At 67.6% G+C, this 26979-nt stretch carries 21 protein-coding genes; 14 read left to right on the plus strand and 7 right to left on the minus strand.

The genetic code is table 11. The annotated features are described in order from the left end of the window. Positions 1-101: 101 nt before the first annotated feature. Positions 102-1034, plus strand: a complete 933-nt coding sequence (locus tag ACXJKJ_RS07490; RefSeq protein WP_457389655.1) for an NAD(P)-dependent oxidoreductase — start codon at positions 102-104, stop codon at positions 1032-1034. A gap of 1 nt (position 1035) precedes the next feature. Here the strand turns inward: ACXJKJ_RS07490 and ACXJKJ_RS07495 are convergent, their stop codons facing one another. Beyond that, on the minus strand, positions 1036-1296 hold the full coding sequence (locus ACXJKJ_RS07495) for a hypothetical protein (protein ID WP_157281053.1): 261 nt from the start codon (positions 1294-1296) through the stop codon (positions 1036-1038). 253 nt (positions 1297-1549) lie between these two features. Here ACXJKJ_RS07495 and ACXJKJ_RS07500 point away from each other — a divergent pair, with 253 nt between their 5' ends. Continuing rightward, entirely contained in the window at positions 1550-3070 is a 1521-nt protein-coding gene (locus ACXJKJ_RS07500; RefSeq protein WP_457389656.1) for a TonB C-terminal domain-containing protein, read from the plus strand. 34 nt (positions 3071-3104) lie between these two features. Here the strand turns inward: ACXJKJ_RS07500 and ACXJKJ_RS07505 are convergent, their stop codons facing one another. Further along, positions 3105-4301: a hypothetical protein gene (locus ACXJKJ_RS07505; RefSeq protein WP_457389657.1), complete on the minus strand. Its 1197-nt coding sequence runs from the start codon at positions 4299-4301 to the stop codon at positions 3105-3107. 250 nt (positions 4302-4551) lie between these two features. Between ACXJKJ_RS07505 and ACXJKJ_RS07510 the strand changes: the two genes are divergently transcribed. The 12 genes from ACXJKJ_RS07510 (at position 4552) to ACXJKJ_RS07565 (ending at position 20170) form a co-directional block, all read left to right on the plus strand. Continuing rightward, the gene (locus tag ACXJKJ_RS07510; RefSeq protein ID WP_457389658.1) at positions 4552-5652 is read left to right on the plus strand and encodes an SGNH/GDSL hydrolase family protein; all 1101 of its coding nucleotides are present in this window, start codon (positions 4552-4554) and stop codon (positions 5650-5652) included. A gap of 248 nt (positions 5653-5900) precedes the next feature. Then, positions 5901-6347: a hypothetical protein gene (locus tag ACXJKJ_RS07515; protein ID WP_457389659.1), complete on the plus strand. Its 447-nt coding sequence runs from the start codon at positions 5901-5903 to the stop codon at positions 6345-6347. Positions 6348-6358: 11 nt separating this feature from the next. Further along, positions 6359-8791, plus strand: coding sequence for an apolipoprotein N-acyltransferase (gene lnt / locus ACXJKJ_RS07520; protein ID WP_457389660.1), 2433 nt, complete (start codon positions 6359-6361; stop codon positions 8789-8791). A 94-nt stretch (positions 8792-8885) separates the two neighbouring features. After that, a complete protein-coding gene (locus tag ACXJKJ_RS07525; RefSeq protein WP_457389661.1) occupies positions 8886-9680 on the plus strand; it encodes a helix-turn-helix transcriptional regulator in 795 nt (264 codons plus the stop codon). Between the two features lie 89 nt (positions 9681-9769). After that, positions 9770-10291, plus strand: coding sequence for a (2Fe-2S)-binding protein (locus tag ACXJKJ_RS07530; protein WP_056191902.1), 522 nt, complete (start codon positions 9770-9772; stop codon positions 10289-10291). After that, the gene (locus ACXJKJ_RS07535) at positions 10288-11277 is read left to right on the plus strand and encodes an FAD binding domain-containing protein (protein WP_457389662.1); all 990 of its coding nucleotides are present in this window, start codon (positions 10288-10290) and stop codon (positions 11275-11277) included. Before ACXJKJ_RS07530 ends, ACXJKJ_RS07535 begins: the two co-directional genes overlap by 4 nt. Then, on the plus strand, positions 11274-13460 hold the full coding sequence (locus ACXJKJ_RS07540; protein ID WP_457389663.1) for a xanthine dehydrogenase family protein molybdopterin-binding subunit: 2187 nt from the start codon (positions 11274-11276) through the stop codon (positions 13458-13460). Before ACXJKJ_RS07535 ends, ACXJKJ_RS07540 begins: the two co-directional genes overlap by 4 nt. Positions 13461-13570: 110 nt before the next feature. After that, positions 13571-14227 carry a TetR/AcrR family transcriptional regulator gene (locus ACXJKJ_RS07545; protein ID WP_457321988.1) on the plus strand — a complete coding sequence of 219 codons (657 nt, stop codon included), beginning with the start codon at positions 13571-13573 and terminating at the stop codon, positions 14225-14227. 204 nt (positions 14228-14431) lie between these two features. Further along, the gene (locus ACXJKJ_RS07550) at positions 14432-15226 is read left to right on the plus strand and encodes an alpha/beta fold hydrolase (protein ID WP_457389664.1); all 795 of its coding nucleotides are present in this window, start codon (positions 14432-14434) and stop codon (positions 15224-15226) included. 253 nt (positions 15227-15479) lie between these two features. Continuing rightward, entirely contained in the window at positions 15480-16979 is a 1500-nt protein-coding gene (locus tag ACXJKJ_RS07555; protein ID WP_457389665.1) for an FAD-dependent monooxygenase, read from the plus strand. 365 nt (positions 16980-17344) lie between these two features. Continuing rightward, complete coding sequence (locus ACXJKJ_RS07560) at positions 17345-18913, plus strand: flavin monoamine oxidase family protein (RefSeq protein ID WP_457389666.1); 1569 nt, start codon at positions 17345-17347, stop codon at positions 18911-18913. 54 nt (positions 18914-18967) lie between these two features. Further along, complete coding sequence (locus ACXJKJ_RS07565; RefSeq protein WP_457389667.1) at positions 18968-20170, plus strand: erythromycin esterase family protein; 1203 nt, start codon at positions 18968-18970, stop codon at positions 20168-20170. A 4-nt stretch (positions 20171-20174) separates the two neighbouring features. Here ACXJKJ_RS07565 and ACXJKJ_RS07570 read toward each other — a convergent pair whose 3' ends face one another. The 5 genes from ACXJKJ_RS07570 to ACXJKJ_RS07590 all read right to left on the minus strand — a co-directional run bounded on the left by ACXJKJ_RS07570 (position 20175) and on the right by ACXJKJ_RS07590 (position 26958). Next, the gene (locus ACXJKJ_RS07570; protein ID WP_056191892.1) at positions 20175-20657 is read right to left on the minus strand and encodes a hypothetical protein; all 483 of its coding nucleotides are present in this window, start codon (positions 20655-20657) and stop codon (positions 20175-20177) included. A 38-nt stretch (positions 20658-20695) separates the two neighbouring features. Beyond that, positions 20696-21703: a reverse transcriptase family protein gene (locus tag ACXJKJ_RS07575; RefSeq protein ID WP_457389668.1), complete on the minus strand. Its 1008-nt coding sequence runs from the start codon at positions 21701-21703 to the stop codon at positions 20696-20698. 512 nt (positions 21704-22215) lie between these two features. After that, positions 22216-23268 (minus strand): 2-oxoacid:ferredoxin oxidoreductase subunit beta, encoded by a 1053-nt coding sequence (locus ACXJKJ_RS07580; protein ID WP_056191887.1) that lies wholly within the window; start codon positions 23266-23268, stop codon positions 22216-22218. Further along, positions 23265-25100: a 2-oxoacid:acceptor oxidoreductase subunit alpha gene (locus ACXJKJ_RS07585; protein WP_457351137.1), complete on the minus strand. Its 1836-nt coding sequence runs from the start codon at positions 25098-25100 to the stop codon at positions 23265-23267. The genes ACXJKJ_RS07580 and ACXJKJ_RS07585 overlap by 4 nt, the downstream gene beginning before the upstream one ends. A gap of 79 nt (positions 25101-25179) precedes the next feature. Next, a complete protein-coding gene (locus ACXJKJ_RS07590; RefSeq protein ID WP_457389669.1) occupies positions 25180-26958 on the minus strand; it encodes an FAD-dependent oxidoreductase in 1779 nt (592 codons plus the stop codon). Positions 26959-26979 lie beyond the last annotated feature (21 nt).

Genomic DNA, 26979 nt, shown 5'->3' on the forward strand with positions numbered 1-26979 from the left:
TCAGACCTGTGGGAGCGGCCAGCCCGTCGCGGAATTCGGCGGGGGAGAAGCAGCAGAGGGGTTCGGCCATGATGGCGCTTTCTGATTGCTGCAATTTGCCCATGGAAACCTTGCTGCTGCTCGTCCCGATCGCCGCCGAACACAAGGCCCTGCTGCTGGAACGCTTTCGCGTCATCGACGCCCCCGACGCCACCGGCCGGGCCGCGGCAATAGCGGCCCACGCCGCCGAGATCGACCTCGTGCTGACGAATGGCGGCACCGGCTTCTCCGCCGACGAGATCGCCGCGCTGCCCAACCTCAAGCTGCTGGCCGCCCAGGGCGCCGGCTACGAGAACCTCGACGTGGCGGCCGCCAAGGCGCGCGGCGTGCTCGTCTGCAACGGCGCCGGCACCAATGACGACTGCGTGGCCGACCACGCCCTGGCCCTGCTGCTGGCCAGCGTGCGGGCACTGCCCCAGCTGGGCGTGGCGCTGCGCGCCGGCGTCTGGCGGGACGCCCTGCCCCTCTTCCCCAACTTCAAGGGTAGGCGCCTGGGGGTCATCGGCCTGGGCGGCATCGGCCGCAAGATAGCCACGCGTGCCGCCGCTTTCGGCATGGTCATTGGCTACAACAACCGCCGCCCGCGGGAGGATGCTGGCGATGCGGCCTGGTTCGACAGCGTGATGGCCCTGGCTGCCTGGGCCGACGACCTCGTCGTCGCCACGCCCGGCGGGGCGGCCACCCGGCACATCGTCAACGCCGAGGTGCTGGCGGCGCTGGGCGCCGGCGGCCATGTCGTCAACATCTCGCGCGGCAGCTGCGTGGATACCACCGCGCTGGCCGCGGCCCTGCGGGCTGGGCAGATCGCCGGTGCGGCATTGGATGTCTATGAAAGCGAGCCCCGCCCGCCGCAGGAGCTGCTGGGCCTGGACAACGTCATCCTGACGCCCCATGTGGCCGGCTGGTCGCCCCAGTCCATCCGCGCCACGGTGGAGAACTTCATCGCCAACGTCGACGCCTGGCGGCGCGGCGAGGCGCTGCTGACGCCGATCTGATTCAGCGCCGCTCGCGCCGCGCCTCCATGACTTCGCTCTCTTCGCGCGCGGCGTACTGGCGGCGGCTGCCCTCCTGAAGCGCCACCTCTGCCGCCAGTCGGCCCATCTGGGTGCTGGCCATCTCCTGCATCATCAGCACGTCGGCGTCTTCGGGCATGCGCGTCAACTGCGGCTCTTCGCGCTCCGCCCGCGCCGGACGTCGGCGCGCGAACAGCGCATCCAGGGTCAGCAGGCGGCGGGGATCGGGCAGGGAGGCCATCATGGAATCTCCGAAAAATGTCAGGCTTGTGGAACAGACGTTATTGCGACGCCGATAGCGACACGCCCCCGCATCAACCCTTCCCTAATTCCGCGGTTGGCGGGTGGCGTGCCGGTCCAGCACGCCCCCCGCATCCGCGGGGCCGGGCGCCCCTGATGGCAACCCGGTGCTGATCGGCCCGCACGTCTGACGACAATGGGCGCATGCGCTGCCAGGATCATCCCGAGCTGATTCGCCCCCGCCTGGTGGGGCCGGCTTGAGCCGCTGGTCTTCAGGCCCCAGCCTCGCGCAGGCGCTCGCCGCTGAAACCGCCCCCTCCTGGCCGCGGAGATCGCGCCATGGCCCGGCGCGGGCCCTGCTGATCTCTCTGGTGGCCCATGGGCTGCTGCTGAGCCTGACCTTTGGCGGTGAAGGCCTGGGCCTGCCCGGCCTGAGCTTGCCCTGGCAGGCCCGCCGCGCCGAGGTGCCCGACCTGCGCGTCGTGCTGGTCACCCCGCCGCCAGCGCCTGCCGCTGAGCCATCGCCCCTGCCCGCCGAACCGCTTGCGCCGTCCGAAACCTCGGCTGTGCCGGCGCCACGCGCCCCGGCGGCCGATGAGGCACCGCCACCCCTCCCCGCCCCGGCCGTCATCGCCGTGGAGCGGCCCAGCGAAACGACCTGGACGGTGCCGCCTCAACCCCCGGCCTCCGCCCCCGTCATCGCGGCCCTCTCGGCCGCCTCCAGCGCCCTGACCCCGCTGGCGCGCGACGACAGCACGCGCGCCGCCCTGGACCGCGAGGCCCGTGAGCGCGTTGCCGAAATGGCCCAGCTCGACCGCGCCAGGCGCGACACCCAACAGCAGGCCCAGCAGCAAACCGAAAAACTGGCCGAAGCGGAACGACTTGAGGCTGCGAAACAGGAAGCGGCCCGACAGGAGGCCGCTCGCAAGGAGGCCGCACGTCAAGAGGCAGCGGCCCGGGCCGAGGCGGCGCGGCTGGAAGCCGAACGCCAGGAAGCCCAGCGCCAGGCCGCCGCGAAGCAGGAAGCGGCACGGCTGGAGGCCGAACGCCGACTCGCGGCGCAACAGGACGCGGCTCGGCAGGAGACCGCCCGCGCCGAGGCCGCGCGCGCGGAAGCAACCCGGCAAGAGGCAGCCCGCCAGGAAACGGCCCGCCAGGAAGCTGCACGCACCGAAGCCGCCCGTCAGGCCGCCGAGTCCGCCAGGCAGGAGGCCGCACGACAGGAAGCCGGGCGCCAAGAGGCGGCTCGCCAGGAAGCCGCCCGCGCCGCGGCCGCCAAGCTGGCCGAGGCCAAGGCCGCCGAGGAGCAGCGCGAAGCCCGGCTGCGCGCCATCGGCCAGCAGCTCAACGAGGAAGCCGCCAAGCGTGACGCCCAACGGGATGCTGCACGCCAGGCCCCCTCCAACCTGCCCTCGTCCTGGAGCAGCGCCCGCCGTGGCCGCCTCTTCGGCCGCACCGATGCCAACGCCGAGATGGTGCTCTACGCCGAGGCCTGGGCGCGCAAGATCCAGTTCAACCAGACCTTCGACCTCGTCCGCGACGCGATCAAGCAACCCTACACCGACCCGCTCGTGACGGTTGCCATTCGCGCCGACGGCACGGTGGAGTCGGTCAGCTTCTACCGCTCCAGCGGCGTGCCGGCGCTGGACGAGGCCATCCGCCGCGTCATTGAGAGCCAGGCCAACTACCCGGCCTTCACGCCGGCGCTGGCGCGCGAGTACGACGTCATCGAGATCCGCCGCACCTGGCATTTCGATTCGGCGATCCGGCTGTACTGATCGCCCGCCAGAAGTAGCCGTCTGCCGGCGTCACTCAGCGCCAGAGCGCCGGTTGCGGCGACCAGCCCTCGGCTGATGACGCTTCCACCAGCGCCGCCGCGCAGGCGCCCAGGTCCAGCCCCAGCGCGTCACGCGCCGCGCTGCCACCTGCGTCGGTCGCGTGAGCGGCCGCGCGCACGAAAGCAGCAAAGCCGTCCCAGTCCCGCGACATTTGCTCCACCAGGATGCGCGCCAGCTCATAGGACAGCAGCGTGTCATCGTCGGCGCGCAGGAAGGATTCGCCCGACCACAGCCGCTGCACCTTGGCCGCATTCCAGTGGTCGCGCAGTAGGCCGTGCAATTCCGGCGCCGTGTGCAGCGAGGGCTGCGCACCGGCCACACGGCGTTCGCTGTTGACGGCGATGCCCTCGTCCAGCCAGCGCGGCAGCCTCAGGTGAGCCAACGCGCTGTGCGTCAGCTCGTGCGCAATGACGGGCTCGATAGCGCCGAGATGGGCACGCACCACGACGAAGTGCGGACAGCCGGCATCTATGAACATGCCCCCTGAAACGGCAAACTCGCCGTCCGGGTAGTAAAGCGAAACATAGCGGTAGTAGTCGTCCTCGCTGTTGAGCACCAGAACAAGGCTGCGCTGGCCCGCAGGGAAGCTCGCAAGCGGCCCCAGCAGCCGCTCGATGCGTCTGCGGGCCGTATGTACGTAGGCGGCGGTCGCGCGCTCCTCGCGCTCGTTCAGCGGCGACAGCACCATGGCCTCCTCCGTCTCCAGCAGGCCCATCTGCGGCCCCAGCGCCTCGCCCAGGTGCAGCAGCCAGGCCCGGCGCCCGGCCTCAAGCGCAGCGATGCGCTGCTCGTCACTTGCATGGCTGGTCTCGTCGCCCACTGCCCAGCGGTTCAGGGCGCGCCAGTCCAGCACCGGCAGTTCGTGGCCCCATTGCAAATGGTCCATGACTGAAAAACTCGCACCCCCCGCCGCGTGAGCCAATTCCTCGGGCGCCGGACCCTGCCCGTTGCTGCGATCGCGATAGCCCGCGTCCGCGACGACCTTGTCCACCACACGACGCCATGGTGTGGACAGGAAGGCGATGAAGGCGCCTCCCAACGGGAACAGCCAGATCGCCACCAGCAGCATGCCCACCGGCAGGTGTATCCGCCGCCCCGTCGCGATGACGCGGCGCGACACCAGCACATTCACAACCAGCAAGACTGCTAGAAAAACGACAAATTCAGTCATGAGGCGGTAGCCAGAGATTGTTGGGCTCGAACTGCAAGTGCGCGATCTTCGCCGCGGCTTCGACACGTCGATTTGGTCGTATTACCAGGGTTCCCCGTCCCTCTTGCTGCACCGCACACAGAGGGAATGTCCCCGATTCGCCCCGCAGGCAGGGTGCTAGCGTGAAGTGTTGTTCATGGTTCCGGCCTGCCCACGCGGCGGCCGGGCGCTCTGTTGGTTCCCGTCGCAAACACCAAGCTAGGAGACACAGATGAGGACTTCCCTTCGCGCGGTCCTGGGCCGCGCCGCCTGCCACCTGGGCGTACCACTGCTTGCGGTCATATGCGCCACACCGGCCGCCGCCAGCACGCTGACGCAGAACGTGTCCTGGACCATCAACCGCACAGGCACGACCGTCAAATACCGCGTCGTCGCCTATGGCGATTCCATCTATGCCGGCTACAACGGCTCGGTGCTGAATGCCGCCAAATACGCGGCGCCCACGGTGGACGCGGAATACCTTGCGGCCAAGTGGAATGCAAGCATCGAGAGCGTGCGCCGCGCCAAGTCCGGCGCCGTCGCCTCCGACGTCTACAACAACAAGATCGTGGCCGAGAAGTCGTACATGCAGGCGGCGTCCACCCGCGTCGTCACCTTCGAGATGTGTGGCAACGACGGCCTGCAGGCCCGCTCCGCCTTCAAGAGCCAGACCGGCACCTGCAACTACGCAGGCATGGACGCCGCCGTGAACAGCTGCAAGACCTATGTGGCTGCCGCCATGGACTTCATCAACGCCAATGCCTATGCCGGCGTGAAGCTCAAGCAGATCTCCAACCTGCACTACCCCGGCTACAACGCCGACAACACGCAGAGCAGCTGCAAGGACGCGACGACCGGCGCCACCGTCAACATGCGCGACCGCTTCCTGCCCAAGATTGCGACGATGAACTACTGGATGTGCGAGTACGCGCGCCAGAAGGGCTTCAACTGCGCCGACAACTTCGCGCAGTACATGGGCGCCGACTACGACAGCAACGGCGACGGCGTGATCGATTCCGACGCGCTGCGCTATGTGGCCGGCGAGAGCGAGGCCAGCTACGTCACGCGCATCACGTCGACGCTGAAATCGACGCTGCGCGACGCCAACGCCAAGTTCGTCTCGGCCAGCAGCAGCTACGACTACATCCAGTCCGACGACACCCACCCGACCTACAGCGGCGGCACCGTGTCCGCCGGCATCTTCGGCGGTACCACCGGATCGGGCGCGGCGCGCTACACGTCATTCACGAACGGCAAGAGCCCCATCTGGAACCAGTACGGGCATGAGCGCATGGGCTGGGCGATTTCGACGTCCAACCCGGCGGCGCCATGAACTGAACGCGGGCTGTCATGACGCGACCCAACGACCGCCACAACACCACCTGGGGGCCCTCCCCCTGGGTGCTGGTGGTTGCGATCGCCGCGGTAGTTGGTGGGCTCGCCTGGTGGTGGCCGGCGGCTGAGGCACCCGCATCGCCAGCGGTTGCTGCGGCACCGGCTCAGCCGGCATCAGTGGCTGCCCCGACACCCACCGCCCGGGCCAGCGCCCCGGACACAACGGTCCCGGATACAACGGTCGCCGTGGTCATGACCGCAACGGCCACTGCGCCGGTCGCCCGCATCCTGCGTCTGCGCGACCCGAATGGTGACCAGACGCCGGACCTGGCCGACTACATCAACGAAGGCGAACGCCCGACGGTGGCTGAAGTGATCCAGCGATTGCATGCGGCCGGCGTGCGCACGGGCCTCGGTGCCTTCAACCCTCCGGGCACGCGGCCACCGCTGATCGGCCTGGCCGTGCCCGACAGCTTCGAGCTGCCGCCCGGCTATGTGCGCCACCACCAGGCCACCGACGACGGCCAGCGCATCGAGCCCCTGCTGATGTTCTCGCCGGATGCGCAGACGCTGGTCATCAATGGCCGCAGCGTCGCCGTGCCGGCCGACCGCGTCGTGCCGCCTGAACTGGCGCCGCCGGGGTTGCCGATCCGGCGCATCGTCGTGCCGGCGCCGGTGGACGGCCCGCGTTGACGCTCGCTGCCTTGCCCAGCCGGCTCGCCCGCAGCCGGTGGACCGGCGTCGTCGCGGCCGCGCTGCTCTGCGGTCTGTACGCCCGCGGCGGGCCGGCATGGATGCTGGGCTTCGTCGCTTTGGTGCCCTGGCTGCGCACGCTGGATGCCGAAGCCCGTCTGGGCCGCACGTTGCTCGGTGCGTGGGCCATGTCGGTCGCTTACACGGCCGCCGTGTTCTTCTGGTTCGGCAGCGCCCTCGGCGCCTACACGCAGATCGGCGCGGGTGCGGGCCTGGCGCTGCTCCTGCTCGCCGCGCCGCTGTTCCAGCCGCAGATCCTCGTCTTCGCCGTCGTGCGCCACCTGGTGCGCCGCCATCACGGCGTGACCCTCGCCGCATGCATCGGCGCGACCGCCTGGGTCGCGGCCGAATGGGCGCTGCCGCATGTGCTGGGCGACACGCTGGGCCACGGCCTCTACCCCGCGCCGCTGCTGCGCCAGGCCGCCGAGCTGGGCGGCGCCACCGGGCTGACCGTCGTGCTGCTGCTGGCCAACGAGGCCGTCGCCGCCGCACTSGCGCGYCGYCGCGAAGGCCTGCGCGCGATGGTTGTGCCGCTGGTGCTTGCTGCCGTCGGCCCACTGCTGCTGGCCGGCTATGGCCTCTTCGCGCTGCAACCTGAGCAAACCTCAGCAGCCAAGCCACTGCGCATGGGCCTGGTGCAGTCCAACATCACCGACTACGAGCGCCTGCGCCGCGACAAGGGTGCTGCCGCCGTCGTGCGTGAGGTCCTCGATACGCACTTCGCCATGAGCTACGACGCCGTCGAGCGCCAGCATGTCGACGCGGTGCTGTGGTCCGAGACCGTCTACCCCACCAGCTTCGGCCAGCCCAAGAGCGCGGCCGGTGCCGAACTGGACGCCGAGATCCAGGCCATCGTCGACGCGGCCGGAGTGCCCTTCGTGTTCGGCACCTACGACCGCGATGAGGTGGGCGAATACAACGCCGCCGCCTTCGTGTCGCCCCGCAGCGGCTTGGCTGGCATGTATCGCAAGACGCGGCTCTTTCCGTTCACCGAATACCTGCCCGAGTGGCTGGACAACGCCACCGTGCGGGGCTGGCTGCCCGGCGCCGGCAGCTGGCGGCCGGGCAGCGGCGTGCGCGTCTTCCCGCTGCGCCTGGCCGATAGGCGCGAGGTGCCCGTGTTACCGCTGATCTGCCTTGACGACACCGACTCCGGCCTCGCCATCGCCGGCGCACGCCTGGGCGCGCAAGTCATCCTGACCATGTCCAACGACTCGTGGTTCACTGACCACGAGCAAGGCGCCGCACTGCACCAGGCCGTCGCGGCCTTTCGCAGCATCGAGACCCGCCTGCCGCAGTTCCGCGTCACGACCAATGGCTTCAGCGCCGTCATCGACGCCCGCGGCAATGTCATCGCCGCCACGCGCATGGGCGAGCGCACCCTCGTCATCGGCGACCTGCCAGTGCGCGACCCGGCGCCCACGCTGATGGTCCGCTGGGGCGACTGGGTCGGGCGCGCGGCGGCGGTCTTCATTGCCGGACTGGCGATGTGGTCGGTGCTGCGGCGTTGGGTGGGTATCTCTCCCGCCGAGTTGCCAGCCACTCTTGCGAGCCAGCTCGTCGTGCTGCCCCCTGCCGCCCGCGCCGTGGCGGGCCTGCTGCAGCTGATCTCGCGCGGCGGCGCGCTGGCCATGGGTGCAATCTGGCTGTGGGGCGATGGCACGCTGCAGACCAACACCCTCGCGCTGCTGCGCATGTTCACGGCCCTGTGCCTCATCCCCGAGGCAGCGGCATGGGCCCTGTTGCGCGCCTGCACAGCCCAGGTCACGCTGGCGGAAGGCTTACTGGTGCTGACGCGCGGCTCGCGGCGACTGGAGGTCCCACTGAGCGACATCGCCGCCATCGAGCCTTGGTGCTTGCACCTGCCTGGCTCAGGCGCCTCGCTGCGTCTGAACTCAGGCGAGCGCTGGCTCCACGGCCTCGCCCTGCCCGACCCCTGGGCCCTGGCCCGTGCCCTCGGGCTGCCCATGCATGAACAGCCTGCCTGGCTTGCCTGGTGGGCCTACGCCCGCAGCCGCGCACAACTGCCGCCCAGCCGCCTCGCCCAGCCGGCGTTCAAGTTCCTGCTGCTGCCTTTCCTGCTGGCCGTGCCCGCCTTCCAGCTGCACCAGAAGATCGCCTACGGCAGCGCCTTCGGGGAGTTCTACAGCTACGGGCTGGCGGCCTACCTGACGGCCTTTGCGCTGTGGTGGGCGGCCTGGATTGCCGGCGTGGTGCTGTGCGCGGCTGCGGTGCGGGCGGTGATCGAGTTGGGCGCGTTTGCTGGCTGGCTGGTACTCCCGGGGTGGGCGACAGCGGCGCGCGCGGGGCTGGAACGACTCGGGTTGCTGGCGCTATATCTGGGGTTGCCCGCTTGGTTGTTGCTGCGGACTGTGCCCGGTTGAATCCGCCGCCTATCAGCGACATTCACTTCTCCGCCTTGATTGCCGAGAAGCTGTCACACGCTGGCAGTCGATTGCGAGGCCTGATAATTTTCACGTGACCCTCGATGCACGCAAGGAACTGGCAGTCTTCCTCACCAGCCGCCGGGCTCGCCTGGGACCGGCCGACGTGGGACTGCCGAGCGGCGCGCGGCGTCGCGCTCGCGGGCTTCGCCGCGAGGAGGTCGCGGCGCTGGCCGGCATCGGCGTCACCTGGTACACGTGGCTTGAACAGGCGCGGCCCATTCGCGTTTCGGCGAGCGCACTCGAACGAGTGGCCGACGCGTTGCGCCTGGGCAGCACCGAACGGGCGCACCTGTTGGCGCTCGCGGGCCACCCTGCGCCGGCTGTCGAGTCAGCCGCCATCGGCCGCGTCGTGGACGACCTTTCAGCGCTGGTCGGATCATTGACCTTGCCGGCCTACCTGAAGACGAAACGTTGGGATCTGCTGGCGTGGAATGAACCGCTGTGTCAGCTCTTCGGCGACTTCAGCAGCCTGCCGGCCGAGGCGCGCAACCAGTTATGGCTCACCTTCACGAGCCCGCTCTACCGCGAGCGGATGGCGGACTGGGAGATCGACGCGCGGGACGTGCTCGCGCGCTTCCGTGTCGACTTCGGCCGCTCGAACGGGGACCCCGGCTTTGCAGCCTTGGTCGCGCGCACCGCGGCGGCAAGCCCCGAGTTCCGCGCCTGGTGGGCTCATCACGACGTGGTGGCCGATCGATCGACCGTTCGAAAGACGCTACGGCACCCCGTGCATGGCGAGGTCCCCTACAACATCACGTCCTTCACGCCCGACGGAGCTCCCGACTTGCGGCTCACCATCTTCAGGCCCGAACCACCCGTGGTGTGACGGCGCGGCCAGTTCCGCAAGCCGGGTAGTGGCGATACCCGTATGGCGAACGCACTTGTTGGGTGACGCAGCGTCGATATCCTCGACGCATGCGAACCGAATCTTTCCCACCCGCCGTCGATCCAGGTGTTGCCGGCAACGCCGATGACCGCACGTCTGTGTGCCTGTCGATCAACGGCCGAGCCCACACGCTCACGGTGCCGGCTTCGACCACGTTGCTGGACCTGTTGCGCGACCACTTGGGGCTGGCGGGTACGAAGAAGGGCTGCAGCATGGGCGCCTGCGGTGCTTGCACCGTGCTCGCCGACGGGCGCCGCATCAACGCCTGCCTGACGTTGGCGGCCATGCAGGACGGACGCGAGATCACGACGATTGAAGGTGTGGCGCGCGACGGCCTGACGCACCCACTGCAGCAGGCTTTCATCGACTGCGACGCACTGCAGTGCGGCTACTGCACGCCGGGGCAGATCGTTTCAGCACTCGGCCTCCTCCAAGAGGACGGCGTAACGGATCGCGGCAGTGTCGAGGCCTCGATGAGCGGCAACCTGTGCCGATGCGGCGCTTACCCGAACATCGTCGACGCAATACTCCAGGTGGTGGGCCAACGATGACCCTGCACCCGTTCTCGTATGTGAGGGCGGTCGATCTGCAATCCGCGCTTGTCGCGGTGCAGGCCGAACCGGGTGCGGCTTTCATTGCCGGCGGCACGGAGTTGATCCCTTTGCACAAGGCCGGCCTCGCCTCGTTGACGCGGGTCGTGGACATCGGTCGGTTGCCGCTAGCCACAGTGTCGATTGACGATGGCACGTTGTCGATCGGCGCGCTGGCACGCTTGAGCGACGTTGCGGCAAACGCGGACGTGCGCCGCGAAGCGCCGGCCGTCGCGCAGGCGCTGCTCGCAAGCGCTTCACCGCAAGTGCGGCACATGGCCACTGTCGGAGGCAACCTGCTGCAACGAACCCGCTGCAGCTACTTCCGCAACGGCTTGGCCCTCTGCAACAAGCGGCAGCCGGCCAGCGGCTGCGGCGCCATCGACGGTGAAAACCGCCTGCATGCGGTATTCGGCGCGAGTGCACACTGCGTCGCGACGCATGCGTCGGACCTGGCAGTCGCGCTCATTGCGGCCGACGCCCAGTTGCGTCTGATCGGGCCGCGCGGCGAGCGGCGCCTTGCGCTGCAGCGCTTGTATCGCCTGCCGGGCGACCGGCCCGAATGCGAGACCAACCTTGAGCCCGGCGAACTGATCACCCACGTCGAGTTGCGGCTTGCGCCTTGCATGCGGCAATCGAGCTATCTGAAGCTGCGCGACCGTGAGTCGTTCGAGTTCGCCGTCGTTTCGGTTGCTGCCGGCCTGTCAATCGCTGATGGCATCGTGCGCGCAGCGTGCATCGCGGCCGGGGGCGTCGGCACGGTGCCGTGGCGGCTGCCCGCTTGCGAAGAGGCGCTGCTCGGCGCTCGCTGCGACGACGAGAGTCTGCAACGTGCTGCCGAGTTGGCCTCGGTCGGGGCGGCGCCGCTGCGTCACAACGCATTCAAGGTAGATCTGCTGCCCCGTGCGGTACTGCGCGCGCTACTGCAGACGAGGGACCGGTCATGACCGTACCTGAGCGTCCAAACGGTCGTGCCACGCCGCGGCTGGAAGCCGAACTGAAGGTGACCGGCGCAGCCCGCTACGCTGCCGAACAAACAGTCCAGGGACTGCTTCACGCGGCGCTCGTGCAGGCAGATGTGCCCAGCGGCGTGGTGCGCAACGTCGATGCCACTGCCGCGCTGGCAATGCCGGGGGTGGTCGCGTTGCTCTGGCACGCAAACGCGCCGAGGGTCCGCAATGGCGGTTTTCTTGCGCTGCTGCAGGACGCGACCGTTCATTTCGCCGGGCAGCCCGTTGCGCTGGTGATCGCTGAGTCGCCGCAGCAGGCGCTGCGCGCCGCTGCGGCCGTGAAAGTCGATATCGAACCGGCACCGGCCATCACCGCGATGAACGCCGCGCTCGGCGAAGTGGTTTCACCCAAAGAGGCGGCCGGCGGTGTGGCTGTGGACAGCCGCCGCGGCGAGCCCGAACGCGAGTTGACGCAAGCTGCGCACGTCCTCGCGCAGCGCTACACCACGCCGACGCACAACCACCTTCCGCTCGAACCGCACGCCGTCGTCACCCATTGGGAGCAGGGCCGCCTCACGGTGCACACCTCCACCCAGGCGGTGTTCGGCTCGCGACGCATTCTTGCGCATTGTTTTGATTTGCCGCCGGAGCGGGTGCGCGTCGTCGCCCAGTACGTCGGGGGTGGCTTCGGATCCAAGGGTCGCGCGTGGTTTCCGGCGCTGGTGTTGGGAGTCATGGCGGCGCGGCACGTGCAGCGACCTGTTCGGTTGGAGCTGACGCGTGCACAAATGTTCTGTGTAGTCGGCAGGCGGCAGGAGACGGTGCAGGACCTGAAGATCGGCATGGATGCCGATGGCCGTCTGCGTGCCATCGTGCACGACGCGCTTGCGCAGACGTCGACATTCGCAGAACACCTCGATCCAGTCGCGACCCCGAGTCGGGTGCTGTACGGCTGCGCCCATGTGGCGACCACGCAGCGCCTGGTGCGCGTGAATGCACCGCAGCCGAACCCGATGCGCGCCCCGGGAGAAGGCCCTGGAAGCTTTGCGCTCGAATCGGCGCTCGACGAGTTGGCCCACCGACTCGACATCGATCCGCTCGAACTGCGTTTGCGCAACCTCGCCGAGCGCGACATGCACACCGACCTGCCCTGGTCCAGCAACGGCCTGGAGACATGTCTGCGCGTCGCAGCCGATGCCTTCGGGTGGTCGCGTCGCCCGCGCAAGCCGCAGCAGTGGCAGCAAAATCATTCGTGGGTCGGCTGGGGCATGGCGTCCGCGCTGTACCCGGTGTTTCGCATGGCGTGCGAAGCCAGCGTCGGCTTGAGCCGCGAAGGCGTGGTGTGTGTGCGGTGCGGCACGCAGGACATTGGCACCGGCACGTTGACGGTGCTCGCGCAAATTGCCGCGGAAGCGGTGGGCGTACCGCTCGCTGCCGTGCAAGTCGAACTCGGTGACACCGATCTGCCCGAAGGCCCGTACTCCGGTGGCTCCATCGCGACAGCCAGCTTCACCCCGGCGGTGGAAGAGGCGGCCCGTGGGCTGAAGAAGCGCATCCTCGCGAACGTGGTGGCCGATCCCGATTCGCCCTTGTACGGCCTTGCGAGCGATCAGGTCACGCTCGTGGAAGGGCTGCTGCACAGCCGCATCGACAATCGCCGGCAAACACTCGCCGCCTGGGCGGCCACCCCCGCCGGGCAAGGACTGCAGGTCCATGCCCGGACCGCGCCTGCCGAGCGGCCGGCCTACAGCGCCTATGGCTTCGGCGCGGTTTTCGCCGAAGTTCACGTCGATGCGACGCTGGGCACCGTACGTGTCACCCGGATCACAGCGGCGTACGCGGCGGGCCGGATATTGAACCCGATGCTTGCGCGCAGCCAGTACGTCGGCGGGCTCGTCGGCGGGATCGGGATGGCGCTGCACGAGGCCACGCTGATGGACCAGGCGTCGGGTCGCGTCGTCAACACCAGCTTGAGCGACTACCTCGTGCCCGTCCACGCCGATATGCCGCGCTTCGACATTCACATCGTCGAAGAAGACGACCCTCACCTCGCCGGTGGCATCAAGGGCATTGGCATGCTGGGGACGGTGGGCACCGCCGCAGCGATTGCGAACGCGGTGTTCCATGCGACCGGCCGCCGCCTGCGCGATCTCCCGATTCGCCTCGAACACCTGCTCTAGCGCTTGGAGAACAAGTCATCAGCCAGACGACAACAGGTTTTCATCGCCGCTTGACTCCATACCGGTTGGTATGTAGATTACATACCAACCGGTATGCAGGAGGGCGTGCGATGGCAACGACTTCGAGAGAGCGTTTGTTGGATGCGGCGGTGAATCTGATCCGCATCAAGGGCTACGCGGCGATGCGCGTGGAAGACGTCTGCGAAGCCACGGGCCTCACGAAGGGCAGCTTCTTCCACCACTTCGCGAGCAAGGAAGACCTCGCCATGGCGGCGGCCGAGCGCTTCTCGGCCAAGGCCGACCTGATGTTCTCGCGTGCGGCCTTCCGAGACGAACCCGACCCGCTGGCGCGGCTGCTGGCCTATGTGGACTTCCGCCGTGGCGCGATGCAAGGCGACCTGGCCGCGTTCACCTGCCTGCTTGGCATGCTGGCGCAGGAAACGTACTCGACGCATCCGCATCTGAGCGAAGCCAGCGGCCAGCACATCCAGGAGCACGCCGCGACTCTGGAGCCGGACATCGAAGCGGCAAAGGCATCTCACGCACCGCAAGCCGAGTGGAGCGCACACAGCCTGGCGATGTTCACCCAGGCCGTCGTGCAAGGCGCCTTCGTGCTGGCCAAGTCGCAGCATGACCCGGCGGTTGCAGCCGATTGTCTGGACCATCTGCGCCGCTACCTCGAACTGACCTTCAACAAGCCACAGGCGCCCCCCAAGGCCGCACCGGCGCAGCGCGGCTCACGCGTTGGCGCCCGGCGCAAGACCTAGCGCTTCCCCACTTCCGCGCATTGCCTGTCTGGCGGCCTCCGTGAGCCGCCGGGGTCGGCTCGCGCCTTCGACGACCCAAAGGAGAGCTTCATGTTCGAAAGACGCCGCTTTCTCACCGCCTTGGCCGCCGCCGCACTGCCGGCAAGGGCTTTTTCCGCCGTCACTCCGGCGGCCCCCACCACCCTCGCATCAGGAGCAACGACCATGACATCGCAGAGCCCCAAGACCGCCTACGCCTCGATCCACGGCCAGAAGATCTACTACGAGGTGCACGGCAACGGCAAGCCGCTGGTGCTGCTGCATGGCGGTGTTGCCGCCAGCGAGGCCTTCGGCGCCAATCTGCCTCTTCTGGCCGCCTCGCATCAGGTCATCGCCGTGCACATGCAAGGCCACGGACACACCCGCGACGTTGACCGGCCGCTGCGCTTCGAGACGCTTGCCGATGATGTTGCGGCCCTGATCGAGCACCTCGGCCTGAAGAAGGCTGCGGTGATGGGCTATTCGCTCGGCGGGGGCGTGGCACTGCAGCTCGCGATTCGCCACCCCTCCCTGGTCGACCGCCTGGTCGTCGTTTCCCAAGCCATGAAGCGCTCGGCCTGGTTCCCCGAAGTGCTCGCCGCCTTCGACCAGATGGCCACCAATGCGCCCATGATCGGCGGCCATCTCAAGCAGTCGCCGATGGGCAAGCTCTACCCGGAGGTCGACTGGGAACAGCTGATGCGCCGCATCGCCGAGATGGAAAGTCACGACTACGACTGGTCGGCCGCGGTCGCCGGCATCAAGGCACCGACGATGCTCATCTTTGCCGACGCAGACGCCATGCGGCCGGAGCACATCGTCGAGTTCTACAAGCTGCTCGGCGGTGGGCAGCGCGATGCCGGACTGGATGGCTCGCAGCGCGCGCCTGCCCAACTGGCCATCGTGCCTGGGGCCAGCCACTACAACATCCTTGCGACCGATGCAGTCGGGAGGCTCTCAGCTTCGTTCCTGACGTCGTGATGGCGGGCCGGACCGTTGGAGTTGCCTGCAGACATGGAGACACTTCAGCGTCAAGGCGCTGGGAAATTCTGAGCTATGTTCCGGCGGCGGTCGCTGACGAGTTGTCGAACTTGTCTCGACGGCGAGCTGAAGAACGGTTTCGATGCAAAGGTCCAGCCCCGCAGAGATCCGGCAGGATGCGGCCGGTGCGAAGCAGCAGCCAGGATTGCTTTCGACTGAGCCGGCCTATGCTTTATCTTGGAGCACACGAGCGATGACCGAGCATGCGGTGGTGATCGCCGGCGCGGGCCCGACAGGGCTGATGTTGGCGGGCGAATTGGCACTGGCAGGGGTGGACGTCGCCGTCGTCGAACGCCGGCCCAACCAAGAACTCTCCGGCGCGCGTGCCCAAGGGCTCTCCTCGCGCACCATTGAAGTGCTCGACCAGCGCGGCATCGCAGATCGATTCCTCTCGGCGGGGCAAATCGCGCAGGTCACGGGCTTCGCCGTCACCCGTTTGGACATCAGCGACTTCCCGACCCGCCACAACTATGGGCTTGCGCTGCGGCAGAAGCACATCGAGCGCATCCTCGCCGACTGGGTCACCGAGCTCAAGGTGCCCATCCTCTACGGCCGAGAACTTACGGGCTTCGTGCAGCACGACGCGGCTGTCGACGTCGCCCTCGCAGACGGTCGGTCACTGAGGGCGCAATATCTCATCGGGTGCGACGGTGGGCGCAGCCTCGTACGCAAGATGGCGGGCATCGACTTCGCGGGCTGGGATGCGACGACAAGCAACGTCCTCGCGGAAGTGGAGATGACGGAGAAGCCGCCGTACGGCGTGCATCGGTCGCTCGCGGGCACGCACGCCTTCAGCCGGTCGGAATACGAGATCAAAGGCGGAGAAATCAAATACAAGGACGTCGGCCCCATCGGCGTCATGGTGACCGAACCGAACACGAATGCAGCCACCGAACCGACGCTGCGCGATCTCAAGGAACTGCTCATCGCCGCGTGCGGCACCGACTACGGCGTCCACAGCCCAACCTGGATCTCCAGGTTCACGGACATGACGCGGCAGGCTACGGCGTATCGCAGGGGACGCGTGTTGCTCGCCGGCGATGCCGCGCACATTCACTCGCCGATCGGCGGGCTGGGGCTCAATACGGGCCTGCAGGATGCGGTGAACCTCGGGTGGAAGCTGGCACAGGTGATCAAGGGCACGTCACCGGACAAGCTGCTCGACACGTATCACGCCGAGCGCCACCCGGTTGGCGCTCGCGTGCTCAAGACCACGATGGCGCAAGTTGCGCTGCACCGCGAGGACGATCGCACGCTGGCCGTGCGCGGCATCGTGGGCGAGCTCCTCAAGATGGAGGAGCCGCGCAAGCGAGTCGCTGCGGAGATGTCCGGCCTGGGCATCCACTATGACCTTGGCAAGGGCCACCCCCTGCTCGGACGCCGCATGCCCGATCTCGACTTGGTCTCCGCGATCGGCCCGCTGCGCGTCTTTTCCCTGCTGCATGGTGCCCGACCGGTGCTGCTCAACGTCGGTGAGCCCGGGAGCTTTGACATCGCTGCCTGGGCAGATCGGGTTCGGCTGGTCGACGCAAAGTACATAGGTACGTGGGAGCTTCCGGCAGTCGGGGTGGTCACTGCGCCCGACGCGGTGTTGATTCGACCCGACGGCCATGTTGCTTGGGTCGGAAACACACCTCGGGTCGGGCTCGTCGACGCACTGACCACCTGGTTCGGGCCGCCCGCGGCGGCGTAGCGCATCCGGCTCGATGGTGCGGCGTGACAGGGCAATCGTTGCCTTCTGTCTCGCTTGCCGTCAGCTAGCGTGCGGGACTCAGTGGCGCCCGGAGAAGGCCCTGAATCAGGGGCTTCGAATAGAACTCTCCGCCGCTCTCACTGCCCGCCACAGCGGCACCGGCGCCATCGCATAGCCCCTGACGCGCTTGAAGCCACGGGCGTAGAAGGCCGCGATAGACCGTCACATCGCACTGGGCATGAGGGTCTCCGCGTCGCCTTCGTGGATCCAGGGATCGCGCTCACAGCAAACGGGCCGCGGTGGTAGCCGCGGCGCCGCCTCCGATATGCTCCCGCCCCAGTTGTACATACAAGTGGAGCATTCCCATGACGACCTATGACATCGTCATCGCCGGCGGCGGCGTGTCGGGCCTGTATTGCGCGCTGCGCCTGGCCGACGCGGGCCACCGCATCCTCGTGCTCGAAGCCGCAGCCGACCGCTGGGGCGGACGCATCGAGACCGAGGACATGGACGGCTTCATCGCCGAGTACGGGCCGATGCGCTTCGAGCCGACGCTGCAGCCGCGTTTCGCTGCCCTGTGCGCCGAGCTCGGCGTGGGCCTGCTCGACTTCTCCGGCCCCTCATCGGATCAAGTCAGCACCGATGACACCGACCTGCCCGAGGCCGAGCGCGGCCTGAACTCGCTGCAGCTGCTCAAGCGCGGCATCATGCTCATCATGGGTCGTGCGCCCGATGACCAGGCCTGGATCGATGCGCTGACGGAAGGCGACTACATGCGGCTGCGCAAGCACGCCCAGCTGCACGGCCAGCCGCTGTGGGACATGGGCTTCTGGAACGCGCTGTCGGCCCAGGGCATCCTGAGCCACCGGGCGCTGGTGAAGCTGCGCGACACCGGAACTTTCTATCACATGATCCCGGAGAACCTGAACGCGGCGGAATGGATCATCTGGTGGCTGCGCGCGCTCAAGACCGTGGGCCAGCAGCTCGCCAGCATCGAGGGCGGTTCGGCCAAGTTGACCGAAGGGCTGCTCACACGGCTGCGCGGCCATGCCAACGTGACGCTGGCCGGCGGCCACAAGCTGATGGGCGTGCGCCCCGTGGAGCTGGGCAAGCCGACGCTGGCCCTGGACGTGGCGACGCAGAACGGCGCTCTCACGCTGCGTGCCGAGCGGCTCATCCTCGCGCTGCCGCGGCTGCCGCTGCTCAAGCTGACGCGCCACCTGCCCGAACACATCGGCTCGCAGCTGGACTGCGTCAATGGCTTTCCGATGCTGAAGGTCTTCTTCGTCTGCAACACGCCGTGGTGGAGCTATGGCCAGGCGCCACAGCAATACGCCAATTGCATGCCGACGCGCGAGATCCACTACTTCCGCCGCGCCCCCGAGGCCGACGCCGACGGCCACGGCATGGTGCTGCTCTATATGGACCGCCCGTCCACCGAGTTCTGGCGCCACTACGTCATCGACGGCGACCGCCACGACCGCGCCGAGGTGGACCAGAACGCGCGCATCGTCGATGCCTTCACCCTCTTCGTGGCCCGCGACGTGAAGCGGGCGGCGGATGCGAATGCCGAGTCGGCCTTGAAGTTGACCGACAACGCACGGCGCGTCTTTGGCGACCTGAGCCTGGCCGAGACCAGCCAGTACATCCGCAACAGCATCATCACGTATGGCATCCGCGACTGGGCCCGCGCGCCCTACGGCGCGGCCAACCACGGATGGCAGCCGGGCGTGCGCTCGTGGAAGGTCATGGACGCCTTCAAGGCCTTCGATTTCGGCAGCGGCGCGCGCAACTTGCACATCGTCGGCGAGGCCTATTCGGACTACCAGGGCTTCATCGAAGGGGCGCTGAACAGCGCCGAGCTGGCGCTGGCGACCATACCAGCGCGGCCCGTGGACGAGGCCGACCAGGAGCCCAGCTTGGGCCTGTCCTGAGGAGCCAGATACCAGTTGCGAGTGGCTATCCTGCCCGCCACAGAAGGAGTGGCGATGAGCAGGAAATGGCTGGCGCTGGCCGCGCTGACGATGATGGTGACGAGTGCCCGGGCGGCCGAAGACGGCTCGATGGACTGGGTGCGCGCCCGGATGAAACCCATGGCCGCGAACTCACCGGCAGAGCTGACCGATGCGCAGCTGCAGGCCTTTGGCGACGCCATCGGCCATGCCCGCGTCGTGGCCCTGGGTGAGCAGACGCATGGCGGCCGCCAGGAGTTCGAGCTCAAGACGCGGCTGGTGCGCTATCTGCATGAGCAGAAAGGCTTCGACGTGCTGCTGCTGGAGAGCGGCGTCTTCGACGTGGCGCTGCTGCAGCAGGCCATGCAGCGCGGTGAGCAGCTCGATGCGCTGGCGCCGGGCAATGTCTTCTACATGTACTCCAAGAGCGACGCCGGCCGCACGCTGCTGCGCTATCTGGACGAGGCGCAGGCCGGTCCCAAGCCCATGCTGCTGTCTGGCATCGACAGCCAGCTCAGCGGGGCTCTAAGCCGCAGCGAGCTGCCGCCACGACTGCGCGCCAGGCTGCAAGGCGATGCCAGCGACTGGCCGGTGTTCGAACGCCTCGCCGACAAGCTGATGCAGATGGACCGCACGCCACCATCAAGCAACGACGCGAAGACCTTCGACGCGGTGGCCACGCGTCTGAAGGCCGCGCTGTGCAAGCCCGGCGGCGACGAGTTGCTGTGCCGCAGCCTGGCCGGATTGCAGGCCCAGGCGGCCAACTTCTGGCACGGCGAATACTTGCGCGACCACGAGATGGCCGACAACGTGCTGTGGCAGCTGCAGCACGTCTACCCGGGCCGCAAGGCCGTCATCTGGGCCCACACCATCCACGTGGCGCGCGGCGTGAAGTTCGACGACAGCCATCGCTATGCCGGCGACATCCTCGGCCAGAAGCTGGKCCGCGACTACTACGTGCTGAACACCACCGCGCTGCAGGGGCGCTTCATGGAGTTCGCCTCGGGCGAGGTGCAGGCAATCCCGCCGGCCTATCCGCGCAGCCTCGAGTCCGCCCTGGCCAGTGATCCGGCCGGCTTCGCCTTCCTCAATGCGCCGAAGAAGCTCAAGATCGGCCTGCCGGCGCGCGGCATGGAGTTCGGCTACAGCATCCCTCTGGGCACCGGCATTGGCCTGGGTGCGCAATGGGACGGCGTCTTCTACATCCGCGACATGGCGCCCGTGAAGATGGAGCGCTAGGCGCTCAAGCCGGCTTCGCCGTGCAGGCCTTGGCGGCCGAAAGCCCACGAAGATAGCCGCGCCTCACGCCGCCGGCGGTGATGGCCGCGCTGACTTGATGCGCGTAGCGCTCGGCGCCGCTGAGCTTGCGCACCCAGCCGCGGAAAGGAATGACCCCCTCGGCCGTGCGCTGCAGCGCACCGGTGGCGGCATCTCCGCCCCGATCTAGCAGGCCGGGATTGCCACTGGTGTGAGGGGCATCGAGGTCAGGGCCGAGCACTTCGTCCAGCGCACGGATGCCGGCCGCCAGGCCGCCACAGCTGGCGTCAACGGGCGTCGCGTAGGGCGCCGCGGCCGCGGTCTTCAGCACCTCGGGGATGTCGGCGCGAACGACATTGAGGTCGCTGAGTGGCGTGGTCGCGGCGGTGGCGACCTTGTCCTGGTTGGAGCTGGCACAAGCGGTCAGGACGAGGGCAGTGGCAAGGAGGATGAAGGGATATGCGCGCATAGTCTGCGCATCATCTCAGGCCTTGCAACACACCCGCATCACGTCCCGACGCCGTAGCTCAGCCTCATAGGGCGCAAACGGGGAACAACACTCGCGACTTTGCTGTCTGACGGCGATGGTCGGGCGGGCAGGGCTGCAGCGAGCTTGCGTGCCGCAAAACAGCGGCTGCTCAACTCCGGCCGAAAGCTATCGTCGACGCTGGCTGCCGCGGCGAGATGCCCGATCAGGCGAGACAGCAATACACGACGCGACTCATTTCCCTCGGCCAATAGCAGTTCCTGACGCGCCGCGTCGATGCGGCGCAGCTGAGGCGCAGGAACCCGCAGCCCGTCGCGCGTCAACATCACGCCCGTGACGAGCTTGTCCTCGCCCGGTCCGTAGCAGGCTTCTGCATGAGGAAGGAAACCATGCCTCCGCACGACATCACCGGCCAGCGCGAGGAAGCCATGATCCGCGCCATCACCCGAGAACGTCAGATCGTCCACATAGCACGTGAAGCGGAGCCTGTGCCGCGACGCAAGTTCCTGCAATTCATCCAGCATTGGCCGAACCACGTGAAATGCAAGCACCTGACTGACCGGGCTGCCGATGGGAGCGCTGCCTTGATGCGTAAAAAGCCTTGCAAGCAGCGATGCCACATCTCGGGAACACAGCATCCCATCGACGAAGAAATGCCAGACTCTGTCCTTCGTGATCGAGGGATAGAAGTGGCGAATATCCAGCTTCGCGATGTTGCGCGCCGTCTCATGCGCACGCGCGTTTGTCAGATGCGATCGATGTGTCTGCCCGGACTGCAGGTAATGCGGCACGGCTATTCGATTCAGCAGCACTGCAAGGCGCCGATGGACCGCGAGAAGCAACGGCATCGGAACATGAACCGTTCGCTGTTTGCCACCCGTGACGCGGGTGCATTCACGGTAATTGTTCGCCCGCGCCGCAAGGCCTTCCAACTTCGGCAGCGACAGTCCCAGTATTTCGCCAGCCAGCCGTTTTCGGCTTTCAAGACAGTACAGCGGACTTTGATTGGAAAGATAAGGACGCTTCATTGATGCTGAGAAAACAGGGGTGTTGAAGACATTCCCATCAGACCCCCCAGAAGGTCTTGATGAGCCAGACCACACTGGCGGTGGCTCTCAAAGCCAGCTCCAGCTTCGCCCAGAGGGTGTCTTTCAACGCTCGCCGACGGCTTGGACGTCGTTGCTGCTTTGCCATAAAGGCATCCTTTCTGCACAGCGCCTCCCAGTTGGAGGCTCCAAACGGCTGTGCATGCGCAAAGCGTGGCGAGTGCACCCTGCTACCCAACCCGTTAACACCGGGGCGTCCAAGCCCCGGGGGAACGCGCCCCCGAAGAGGGAAGCGACTACGGCAGAGGCCAGAAGGTCTCCACGGACTGAAAGTCCCTGTCAATGAATTTTGCAAAACGCCCAAGCGCGTCAAGACTAGGCGCTGGCGGCAAGACTTCGATCAAGGGAAACACTGTCCGGATTGACCCGAGTGACCCACCTTGGGATCATCCGGTCATCACACTCGCCGCGGGCACGAGGACGGCCCGCGCCTGCTATCGCAGGCTGGCGTTGATCTTGGCGAGGGCGGCGGCGCCCGGGCAAAGTGCTGCTTCGCCCAGGGTGTTCAAAGGCACCGTGGCCGTGCGCTGGGCAGCGTGCCAATCCCTGGCCGCCGGGTCGACATAGAGCAGGCCAGTGGCAATCTCGCCGGCTGCGGCATGGAGTTGCATCGCATGCATCGCGTTCAGGCGGTCGGTGGGGTCGTAGTCGGGCGCCATCTTGCGCAGCCGCAGCGTGCTGCCATCGGCCTGCGGCACATCGATGACATCGGGCGAGTGCTCGACGACCTGCTCTTCGGCCAGGTCGATGAAGTCGATGCGGTTCAGCGCCTCGTTGTGGTCGCGGACATGGTCATAACTGCGCGTCGAGCCGGCGTGGTTGTTGAAGGCCACGCAGGGGCTGATGACGTCGATGAAGGCCGCGCCGCCGTGGCGCATGGCGCCTTCAATGAGGGGCACGAGCTGGGTCTTGTCGCCCGAGAAGCTGCGCGCGACGAAGGTGGCGCCGAGCTGCAACGCGAGGGCCGCGAGGTCGATGGCGGTGTCGTTGTTGGTTGCGCCCTTCTTGGCGACCGAGCCTTTATCGGCCGTGGCGCTGAACTGGCCCTTGGTGAGGCCATAGACGCCATTGTTCTCGACGATGTAGACCATGCGCACGCCGCGCCGCATGGCGTGCGCGAACTGGCCCAGGCCGATGGAGGCCGAGTCGCCGTCACCGGAGACGCCCAGATACAGCAGCTCGCGGTTGGCGAGGTAGGCGCCGGTCAGCACGCTGGGCATGCGCCCATGCACGGTGTTGAAGCCGTGGCTGGCACCGAGGAAGTAGTCGGGCGTCTTGCTTGAGCAGCCGATGCCGCTGAGCTTGGCGACGCGGTGCGGCTCGATGTCGAGCTGCCAGCAGGCCTGCACGATGGCGCCGGAGATGGAGTCGTGGCCGCAGCCGGCGCACAGCGTCGAGACCTTGCCTTCGTAGTCGCGGCGCGTGTAGCCGACCGCGTTCTTGGTCAGGCTGGGATGGTGCAGCTTGGGCTTCGCAAGATAGGTCATGCGGCACTCCTCGGCGCCGTGGCCAGCGCATGCACATGACGCGTGATCGCGTCGATGATGAAGCGGGCCGTGATCGGCGTGCCGTCGTAGTGCAGCACCGGCGTGAGGTGAGCCGGCGCCACCTCCAGCTCGTTGACCAGCATGCGGCGCATCTGCGCATCGCGGTTCTGCTCGACGACGAAGACGGCGCCATGCGCGGCGATGAACTCGGCCACCGACGGCGGGAAGGGGTAGGCACGCAGCCTCATCGCGTCGATATGGATGCCAGCCTCGGCCAGCGTCACCAGCGCCTCATCCATGGCTGGCGAAGTGGAGCCGAAATAGAGAACGCCGACGCTGGTCTTCTGCGCGGCGGCGCGCACCAGCGGCTGAGGCGCCAGCAACGCGGCGGTGGCGAACTTGGCGCGCAGGCGCTCGACGTTGCGGATGTAGTCGTCACCGCGCTCGGAGTAGAGGGCCTGCTCGTTCCTCGTCGTGCCGCGCGTGAAGTAGGCGCCCTTGCTGGCGTGCGTGCCGGGCAGGGTGCGCCAGGGGATGCCGTCGCCGTCGACGTCCTTGTAGCGCGCAAACTCCTTGCCGGCGTCCAGCTGCTCGGCCGTCATGACCTTGCCGCGGTCGTAGCGGCGTTCGTCGTTCCATTCGAGCGGCGCACACAGGCGCTGGTTCATGCCGATGTCGAGGTCGCCCATCAGGAAGACGGGCGTCTGCAGGCGCTCGGCCAGGTCCAGCGCATCGGCCGCGAACTCGAAGCACTCGCGCGGGTCCTCGGGCAGCAGCAACACATGCTGGGTGTCGCCGTGCGAGGCGTAGGCGCTGGAGAGCAGGTCGGCCTGCTGGGTGCGCGTGGGCATGCCGGTGCTGGGGCCACCGCGCTGCACGTCGATGACGACGAAGGGAATCTCGGCGAAATAGGCCAGGCCCAGGAACTCCGTCATCAGCGACACGCCGGGGCCGGACGTGCAGGTGAAGGCGCGCGCGCCGTTCCAGCCGGCGCCGGTGATGATGCCGATGGAGGCGATCTCGTCCTCGGCCTGCACGATGGCGTAACGCTTTTCGCCGGTCTCGGGGTCGGTGCGGAACTTGGTTGCGTATTTCTCGAAGGCTTCGGCGACCGAGGACGACGGCGTGATCGGGTACCAGGCGCAAACGGTGGCGCCGCCGTAGACGCAGCCCAGGGCTGTCGCCGCATTGCCCTCAATGAAGATCTTGTCGCCGACCGCATCGGCCGTCTTGACCTTGAGCCCGAAAGGCTGCACCGACAGATGGTCGCGCGCGAACTCAGCTCCCGCATGCAGGGCGCGCACATTGGAGTCCAGCAGCCTCTCCTTGCCCTTGTACTGCTCGGCAAACAGCTTCTCGATGACAGCGGCTTCGATGCCCATCAACTCGCTCAAGGCGCCGAGCACGAGGATGTTCTTGAACAGCGTGCGTTCGCGCGGCACGTCGTAGGTCGCGTTGCAGATGGCCGTGGCCGGCATGCCGATGACGTGGATGTCGGGCCGGAAGGCGCTGGCCGGCATGGGCTTGGTGCTGTCGTAGAACAGATAGCCGCCAGGCTGGATCTCGGCCAGGTCCTGGGCCCAGGTCTGCGGGTTCATGGCCACCATCAGGTCCACGCCGCCGCGCCGGCCCAGCCAGCCGGCCTCGCAGACGCGCACCTCGTACCAGGTCGGCAGGCCCTGGATATTGCTCGGGAAGATGTTGCGCGGGCTGACCGGCACGCCCATGCGCAGGATGGCACGCGCGAACAACTCGTTGGCCGAGGCCGAGCCCGAACCGTTGACGTTGGCGAACTTGACGACGAAGTCGTTGACGGCTTCGATGCGGCTCATGCGGCCTCCCGACGGGCCGCCCCTAGGGAGGCCGAGCCCCCTCGGGGGGCAGTGCGCGAAGCGCGCGTGGGGGTCGTCGTCATACCACCTCCTTGCGCGTCGCGGTATCACGGCAAGCCGCACCCGCTTTCGCAGTAACCAGCAGGAACTTCTGCATGTCCCAGGCCCCGGTCGGACAGCGCTCGGCGCACAGGCCGCAGTGCAGGCAGACGTCCTCGTCCTTGGCCATCACGCGGCCAGTCTTGAGACCGCCCTCGACATAGACGTCCTGCATCAGGTTCAGCGCCGGCGCCTTGAGCCGCTCACGCAGATCGTCGCCGCCCTCGGTGAAGGTGATGCAGTCCATCGGGCAGATGTCCACGCAGGCATCGCACTCGATGCAGAGCTTTGGCGCGAACACCGTCTGCACGTCGCAGTTCAGGCAGCGCTGGGCCTCCTTGAAGGCCGTGGCGGCGTCGAAGCCCAATTCCACCTCGACCTTGATGCTGGCCAGCGCGATGTTGGCAGCCGTCCAGGGCACCTTGCTGCGCAAGTCGTTGGTGATCGCGTTGTCGTAGCTCCACTCGTGGATGCCCATCTTCTGGGACACGAGGTTGACGTGCGGCGGCGGGCGCTGCGTGACCGGCTCGCCGTGCAGCAGGCGGTCGATGCTGACGGCCGCCTCATGGCCGTGAGCGACGGCGGTGATGATGTTCTTCGGGCCGAAGGCCGCGTCGCCGCCGAAGAAGACATGGGGCAGCGAAGACTGGAAGGTCTGCGCGTTCAGCACTGGCAGCCCGTGCTCGTCGAAGTCGATGCCCGAGTCGCGCTCGATCCACGGGAAGCTGTTCTCCTGGCCGACGGCGATCAGCACCTCATCGCAGGGGATGACGATCTCCTCACCTGTCTGCGCCTTCTTGAAGCGCATGCCGGTCAACTTGCCGCCGACATGCTCGAAGGCCAGGGGCACATGGAAATCGAGGATGGGGATGCCTTCATGCTCGGCGTCCTCCTTCTCCCAGGGCGAGGCCTTCATCTGCGCATAGCCGCTGCGCACGGTCACCGTGACCGACGAGGCGCCCAGGCGCCGCGCCGAGCGGCAGCAGTCCATGGCCGTGTTGCCACCGCCCAGCACGATGACACGCGGCGCCACGCTGGTGACATGGCCAAACGACACGCTGGCCAGCCAATCGATGCCGATGTGGATCTGCTCGGTGGCCTCCTGGCGCCCTGGCAAGGGCAGGTCGCGCCCGCGGGGTGCGCCGCAGCCGACGAACACGGCGTCCCAGCCCTCGGCCAGCAGTGCCTTCATCGACTCGATGCGCTGCCCGGCGCGCCACTCGACACCCAGGCCGAGGATGTAGCCGCACTCCTCGTCGATGACGCGCTCCGGCAGCCTGAAGCGCGGGATCTGCGTGCGGATGAAGCCGCCGGGCTTGGCTTCCCCGTCGAAGACGGTGACCGCATAACCCTCCAACGCCAGGTCACGCGCCACCGCCAGCGACGCCGGCCCGGCACCGACGCAGGCCACGCGCTTGTTCTTGCGCGCGGCGGGCTTGGGGATCATGGCGCGGAACCCGTCGCTCTTGTTGTCCGCCGCCACGCGCTTCAATCGGCAGATGGCGACGGGCTCGGGCTTGGCTGCCTGCTTTTCTTCCACGCGACCACGCCGGCAGGCCGGCTCGCAGGGCCGGTCGCAGGTGCGACCCAGCACGCCTGGGAACACGTTGCTGACCCAGTTGACCCAATACGCCTCGTCATGCCGCCCCTGCGCGATGAGGCGGATGTATTCGGGCACCGGCGTGTGCGCCGGGCAGGCCCATTGGCAATCGACGACCTTGTGGAAATAGGCCGGGTCCGAGATATCGGTCCGCTGCACGGTGTCTCCTCCGTGGTGTTG

It is taken from the genome of Roseateles sp. P5_E1 (assembly GCF_054049335.1).

Bases quoted from the DNA above. Each gene is read 5' to 3' on its own strand.
- ACXJKJ_RS07490 (WP_457389655.1), top strand. From the start codon at position 102: ATGGAAACCTTGCTGCTGCTCGTCCCGATCGCCGCCGAACACAAGGCC.
- ACXJKJ_RS07495 (WP_157281053.1), bottom strand. From the start codon at position 1,296: ATGATGGCCTCCCTGCCCGATCCCCGCCGCCTGCTGACCCTGGATGCG.
- ACXJKJ_RS07505 (WP_457389657.1), bottom strand. From the start codon at position 4,301: ATGACTGAATTTGTCGTTTTTCTAGCAGTCTTGCTGGTTGTGAATGTG.
- ACXJKJ_RS07510 (WP_457389658.1), top strand. From the start codon at position 4,552: ATGAGGACTTCCCTTCGCGCGGTCCTGGGCCGCGCCGCCTGCCACCTG.
- ACXJKJ_RS07530 (WP_056191902.1), top strand. From the start codon at position 9,770: ATGCGAACCGAATCTTTCCCACCCGCCGTCGATCCAGGTGTTGCCGGC.
- ACXJKJ_RS07535 (WP_457389662.1), top strand. From the start codon at position 10,288: ATGACCCTGCACCCGTTCTCGTATGTGAGGGCGGTCGATCTGCAATCC.
- ACXJKJ_RS07540 (WP_457389663.1), top strand. From the start codon at position 11,274: ATGACCGTACCTGAGCGTCCAAACGGTCGTGCCACGCCGCGGCTGGAA.
- ACXJKJ_RS07545 (WP_457321988.1), top strand. From the start codon at position 13,571: ATGGCAACGACTTCGAGAGAGCGTTTGTTGGATGCGGCGGTGAATCTG.
- ACXJKJ_RS07550 (WP_457389664.1), top strand. From the start codon at position 14,432: ATGACATCGCAGAGCCCCAAGACCGCCTACGCCTCGATCCACGGCCAG.
- ACXJKJ_RS07555 (WP_457389665.1), top strand. From the start codon at position 15,480: ATGACCGAGCATGCGGTGGTGATCGCCGGCGCGGGCCCGACAGGGCTG.
- ACXJKJ_RS07560 (WP_457389666.1), top strand. From the start codon at position 17,345: ATGACGACCTATGACATCGTCATCGCCGGCGGCGGCGTGTCGGGCCTG.
- ACXJKJ_RS07570 (WP_056191892.1), bottom strand. From the start codon at position 20,657: ATGCGCGCATATCCCTTCATCCTCCTTGCCACTGCCCTCGTCCTGACC.
- ACXJKJ_RS07575 (WP_457389668.1), bottom strand. From the start codon at position 21,703: ATGAAGCGTCCTTATCTTTCCAATCAAAGTCCGCTGTACTGTCTTGAA.
- ACXJKJ_RS07580 (WP_056191887.1), bottom strand. From the start codon at position 23,268: ATGACCTATCTTGCGAAGCCCAAGCTGCACCATCCCAGCCTGACCAAG.
- ACXJKJ_RS07585 (WP_457351137.1), bottom strand. From the start codon at position 25,100: ATGAGCCGCATCGAAGCCGTCAACGACTTCGTCGTCAAGTTCGCCAAC.